Source organism: Streptomyces albidus (ex Kaewkla and Franco 2022) (assembly GCF_013870515.1).
GTDB lineage: Bacteria > Actinomycetota > Actinomycetes > Streptomycetales > Streptomycetaceae > Streptomyces > Streptomyces albidus.
This window is the reverse complement of the sequence record NZ_JACBXA010000328.1, coordinates 1-5,372: the sequence shown is the minus strand read 5'-3', so window position 1 is coordinate 5,372 and position 5,372 is coordinate 1. Positions and strand designations below refer to the sequence as shown.

The following is a 5,372-nucleotide window of genomic DNA, read 5'->3' as shown; positions in this document are numbered from 1 at the left end:
GGAGCCGACTCAGATCCGCATGCATGAGCGACCTCCGGCCGGGAACGCGGAGGGTCTGGGAGTGCACAAGGCGGGGCCGGCGTTAGCGGACGCCGGCCCCGCTGTGCTCGTACCTCAACTCCAGCGCAAGTCCCTGTGGTGGTCCGGAGCAATACGGCAGTATCAGGGCATGGCGTACAAGGTTCGGGCGGTACAGGTCGAGGACTGGGAGAGACTGCGCGAGCTTCGGCTCGCGGCTCTCGCTGACCCACTGGCGTCCGTGGCTTTCAACGAGACGTACGAGAAGGCCGCGGCTCAGAGTGCAGAGTTCTGGCGGGGCCGTGCTTCGCAGGGAGCACGCGGCTTGTTGGCGGAGACCTTCATCGCGCAGGACGACGCTGACGGCGGCTGCTGGGCTGGGAGTGCCACCGTCTTGGACGAGGGCGAGAACGCCCATGTCGTCGGGGTCTATGTGCGCCCTGAGCACCGCGGGACCGGCATCGCGGAGTCACTGTTCCAGGCTGTGGAGGGGTGGGCGCTCGAACGTCCCTACGTGGCACGGATGTTGCTTCACGTACATCAGGACAATCCACGTGCTGAGGCGTTCTATGTGCGGGTGGGGTACGCGCGCACCGGTGAGTTCCTCAATGACCCCAAGGCACCGGGCCTTCGTGAGTTCGAGATGGTCCGGGAGCTCCGGAGGGCGCCGACCTTCGGGTAGCGCCCTCGCGGCTACTTGAGCTGCTGGGGCGGGTTCGCCGTCCCGGGCAGGCGCGGAGCCTCCAGGGGGAGTTCGAGCACGGTGGTGAGTGGTGGGTCGAGCCGGCCGGGGGATGACCGTGCGGCCATGCGGCGGCCGAGCTCGACCACGCTCTGGGTGAGCGCATTGAGGATCGGCATCAACTCGCGTTCCTCGCCCACTACATAGAGCGTGCCCGTTTCGTCGATGAACGACTCCAATGCGATGCGATCCGCTCGGGTTGCTGTGCACGCGTTGCGGACGTGGAGTTGTGAGAGTGGCGAGAGGGCACGCCGGACGAGTTCCGTGGCGTCCTTACGTCGTTCGGGATGCCCGGTGAGGGTGGCTTCAAGCTCGCCTGCGGCGCCGGACGACGCCTTGGGGTGCGTCCGGAGAGTCTGTACGGGGTCTGTGGGTGCCGACTTCGCGAGGGCCCAGCGGTGCACCTCTCGGAACGGGCGGTCGTCGAGGGCTGCGGCGTGGAGCCAGCACCGGAGCAGCGTCTCGGCCGCCTTGTGCACCTCGGCGTCGATGGGACGCGGCGAGCGCAGGGGCGCGAGGAGTGCCGTCGCCCGGGCTGCCGCCGTGGATTTGTCTGAACAGCCGTGGTGGGGCGACCAGCGCAAGCGGTCGGGGGTGTCGCAGAGCTGACCCGGGTCGAAGAGATGAACGGGACCGAGCTTCGAGCGCGCGTTCTTGGTGGCTGCCCAGACAGCGGGGTCGCTCGTGGCCACGAGGACGGCACCCGGGGCTTCTTGCACACGGCTGAGGGGGTCGGCGCCGTCGACATTGCTGCCGGCCAGCTCGAGGCCAGGGACCGGGATCGCGCTCGGAGCCGCCTGGGGGGAGGGGGCAAGAGCGGGTTCCTGAGTGGGCCGTGGTGATGGCTCCGGGAGTGTGGGCTCGGGCTGTGCCTCCGTCGGTGAGCGCAAGGCGTTGTCCGGGGACGGGATGTCGGCCGCGGGCTGCGCCCGTACATCCGTCTCCTCCGCACCGGCCGCCGTGTTGAAGCGGCGCGCGGCGCGCACCGCTCGCGCACGGGTCACTGTGCCCACCGCGAAGATCGCCAAGACGCCCGCGATGAGGAGTTGGCTGATGAACAGACCCCAGAAGAGGCCGTATCCCGAGAGTTGAGACGGCTTCACGTCGGACCAGGCGCCGGCGATGTCCTTGGGGTCGGCTGCCAGGTCGCGTATGGCCACTGGCGTGCGTGCGAACGTCACCCCGTCCGGCCAGGAGCCGTGAGCGAAGAGGCCGGACAGGCCCGTGGCCGTCCAGACGAGAACCGTGGCGCCGAGCAGGAGCGCGAGCGTCCCCATCAGCAGCCCGTCCGGGATACCTCCGCTCGAGCCGCCGGGACGGTCGGGGCCGCGCGCGGGCATACGCCGGTCCGGGTTGCCTTGGCGACGGGCACCGTAGCCGGGCTCGTCGAAGCCGTCGTCGTAACGGTCGTAGTGGAGGCCCCGGTTGCGGGGGTGACGCCGGTCGTAGTCGCGGGGCATGGCTAGGCGACGGTGGAGTTGGACGAGCTCGACGACTGCTCGATGGCGAGGGCACGGGCTTCCGCTTCGGCCTCCAGGTCCGCCTCCAGGGACGAGTCGAAGTCCTCCGGGGCGGCCGACGACTCCGTCATGGCCCGGTCGGTGAAGACCAGCGGCCTTTCCGCCTCCGTGACCAGGTGCTTGACGACCTGGACGTTGCCGTTGACGTCCCAGACGGCGATACCCGGCGAGAGAGTCGGGATGATCTCGACCGCCCATCGGGGCAGACCGAGGACCTTGCCGGTCGCTCTTGCCTCGTCGGCCTTCTGGGCGTAGATCGTCCGTGTGGAGGCCATCTTGAGGATCGCGGCGGCCTCTCTGGCCGCGGCGCCGTCGACCACGTCGGAGAGATGGTGGACCACAGCGACGAAGGACAACCCGAGCCGGCGCCCGAACTTCAGCAGCCGCTGGAAGAGTTGGGCCACGAACGGGCTGTTGATGATGTGCCAGGCCTCTTCCACGAGGAAGATGCGCTTCCTGCGGTCCGGCCGGATCCAGGTGTGCTCCAGCCAGACGCCGACGATGGCCATCAGGATCGGCATGGCGATCGAGTTGCGGTCGATGTGGGACAGGTCGAAGACGATCAGCGGGGCGTCGAGGTCGATGCCGACGGTCGTGGGGCCGTCGAACATGCCGCGCAGGTCACCGTCCACCAGCCGGTCCAGCACGAGGGCGACGTCCAGGCCCCACGCCCGCACGTCGTCTAGTGCCACGTTCATCGCCTCCGCCGACTCGGGCTTCGGGTGGCGCAGACGGTCGACGATGTCCATGAGGACGGGCTGGCGGTCGGCTATGGTCGCGTTCACATGGCTGTGCGCCACCTTCAGCGCGAAGCCGGACCGTTCGTCCAGGCCGTGCCCGAGCGCGACCTCGATGATGGTGCGGAGCAGCGCGAGCTGACCGGTGGTGGTGATCGACGGGTCCAGCGGGTTGAGACGGATTCCCTGGTTCAGCGCGGCCGTCGGGTCGAGCCGGATGGGCGTGATGCCCATCTCCTCGGCGATGAGGTTCCATTCGCCGACGCCGTCCTCACCCTGTGCGTCGAGCACGACCACCTGGCGGTCGCGGAAGCGGAGCTGGCGCAGCACGTACGTCTTCTCCAGCGCCGACTTGCCGTTGCCGGACTCGCCGAGCACCAGCCAGTGCGGTGCGGGGAGTTGCTGCCCGTACAGCTGGAACGGGTCGTAGATGTACCCCTTGCCGCTGTAGACCTCCCGGCCGATGATGACGCCGGAGTCGCCGAGGCCAGGTGCGGCTGTCGGCAGATAGACGGCCTGTGCCTGGCCCGTCGAGGTGCGTACGGGGAGGCGGGTCGTCTCCGTCTTGCCGAAGAGGAACCCGGTGAAGGCGTCGGTGATTGCGGTCAGTGGGTCGAGCGCGGCCATGGGTAACCCTTCAGCCCCTTCGGTGGAGAATGCTGCCGCCGTGGATGCGGACGCCGGCGCGGTGAACCGCGCGACTGCCCAGCGGGCGTTGGCCGTTCAACATGGTGCGCGTCCTCCTAGCGGCGTATGCCGGTTGCGAACGGCAGCGTGTTGACGAACGCCCGGTGATGCTCCCTGTCGCACCACTCCAGCTTCAAGTAGCTCTTTCCAGCCGAGGCACGGATCGTCCGCTTGTCGCGGGCGAGTGACTCCGCGGAGCGTGAGGAGACGGTGATGTAGCCGACGAGATTGACGCCGGCAGCACCCGACGCGAGGTCCTCACCTCGCTGGTCGACGCGGCCGTGAGCGGCGACGTCCCGCGGGTCGATGGTGCGGTTCATCTTCGCCTGGCGGCTGGCTTCCGCGTCGTCGTTGGTCTTCTCCGTGAGCATGCGCTCGATGGCGAGCTCAGTCGGCTCCAGGTCCATCGCGACGGAGACCGTACGGATCACGTCAGGGGTGTGAACCAGCAGCGGGGCGAGGAAGTTGACGCCGACGGGCGTCATCGGCCACTCCTTCACCCACGCCGTGGAGTGGCACCAGGGCGCACGGGTCGAGGACTCACGCGTCTTCGCCTGCAGGTAGGTCGGTTCCATCGCGTCCAGTTCGGCGGGCCACGCGTTCCGCTTGGACATGGCCTGCAGATGGTCGATGGGGTGATCCGGGTCGTACATGGAGTGGATCAGCGACGCCAGACGGGCCTGCCCCAGCGGCTGACGCACACGGATGTCCGCCTCCGTCAGGCGGGCGCAGATGTCGGTAAGTTCGCGGGCCATGACGATCGCGAGGCCCTCGTCCTTGGACAGCTTCCGTCCCGAGCGGCCCGCGGAGCGCCCCGCCGCCTTGGCGATAGTCGCGCCCTCGGCGGCGAGTTCACGTCCGTAGGGCATGCAGGCGACGAGATACGCGCGGTGCTGCTCGCTGGAGGTGGAGACCATCGACTGGAGCTGCTCGTAGGAGTCGCGGAGCCAGGGCGCCGCACGCTCGTCACCGCGCTGCTCGACGTCCTTGGCGTGGGCGTCGGGGTCGGCGGGCAGCGTACGGGCCAGCATCTGGAGGCGGGTGACGAAGCCGTCACCGTTCGCCACATGCTTGAGGAGGGTGCCGAAGCGGTCGACCAGGGCCTCCTGGTCCTCGCTGTCCCGGAGGCCGACGCCGGGCCCCTCGATCTCGATGGCGGCGGTGACCGTACGGCGGTCGGCGTGCAGCAGCACGGCGAGCTCGTCAGGACCGAAGGGTGCGGTGAGCCAGTTGATGCGTCCGACGCCGGGCGGCGGGCCGACCTCGACCTCGCGTCCGTCGAGGTGCGTGCCGGCTTCGGCGGCGGAGGAGCGGTAGGCGGAGCCGCCGCTGCGCAGCATTCTGCGGAATGACCGGTTGATCTCGAACCACCTGTAGAACGTGCGGCCCTTGTACGGCACGTAGATCGCGGCGAAGGCGAGCAGTGGGAAGCCGAGGAGGGCGGGGATACGGAACGACAGCACGGGGATGAGCAGGCCGCTCATCATGCCCAGGAAGGCACCGGCGATGATCAGGCCGATCTCGCCGGTCTCCCGGTTCTTGCCGATCATGGCGTTGGGCCGCGCGCGGCCGATCATGTACGTGCGGCGCGGAGCGTGCGCCGGGTGGGATGCCGTCGTCATCCGCGGTCACCTCCGCTGCGATTGCCGGAGCCGGCGTTCTTGGCGG

At 69.0% G+C, this 5,372-nt stretch carries 4 protein-coding genes; 1 reads left to right on the top strand and 3 read right to left on the bottom strand.

Features of this window, described 5'->3' with window-relative positions; genetic code table 11:
* The first annotated feature begins 169 nt into the window (after nucleotides 1–169).
* Entirely contained in the window at nucleotides 170–700 is a 531-nt protein-coding gene (locus H5J26_RS28020) for a GNAT family N-acetyltransferase (protein ID WP_181768762.1), read from the top strand.
* Between the two features lie 11 nt (nucleotides 701–711).
* On the opposite strand, the gene H5J26_RS28015 is transcribed toward H5J26_RS28020, so the two are convergent.
* The 3 genes from H5J26_RS28015 to H5J26_RS28005 all read right to left on the bottom strand — a co-directional run bounded on the left by H5J26_RS28015 (nucleotide 712) and on the right by H5J26_RS28005 (nucleotide 5,326).
* Nucleotides 712–2,220, bottom strand: a complete 1,509-nt coding sequence (locus H5J26_RS28015) for a hypothetical protein (RefSeq protein WP_235981202.1) — start codon at nucleotides 2,218–2,220, stop codon at nucleotides 712–714.
* 2 nt (nucleotides 2,221–2,222) lie between these two features.
* Entirely contained in the window at nucleotides 2,223–3,644 is a 1,422-nt protein-coding gene (locus H5J26_RS28010) for an ATP-binding protein (RefSeq protein WP_181768761.1), read from the bottom strand.
* 116 nt (nucleotides 3,645–3,760) lie between these two features.
* Entirely contained in the window at nucleotides 3,761–5,326 is a 1,566-nt protein-coding gene (locus H5J26_RS28005) for an SCO6880 family protein (protein WP_181768760.1), read from the bottom strand.
* Nucleotides 5,327–5,372: the final 46 nt, after the last annotated feature.

What these genes read in the sequence shown, in the direction of transcription:
- H5J26_RS28020 (WP_181768762.1), top strand. Translation starts at nt 170, where the DNA reads ATGGCGTACAAGGTTCGGGCGGTACAGGTCGAGGACTGGGAGAGACTG.
- H5J26_RS28015 (WP_235981202.1), bottom strand. Translation starts at nt 2,220, where the DNA reads ATGCCCCGCGACTACGACCGGCGTCACCCCCGCAACCGGGGCCTCCAC.
- H5J26_RS28010 (WP_181768761.1), bottom strand. Translation starts at nt 3,644, where the DNA reads ATGGCCGCGCTCGACCCACTGACCGCAATCACCGACGCCTTCACCGGG.
- H5J26_RS28005 (WP_181768760.1), bottom strand. Translation starts at nt 5,326, where the DNA reads ATGACGACGGCATCCCACCCGGCGCACGCTCCGCGCCGCACGTACATG.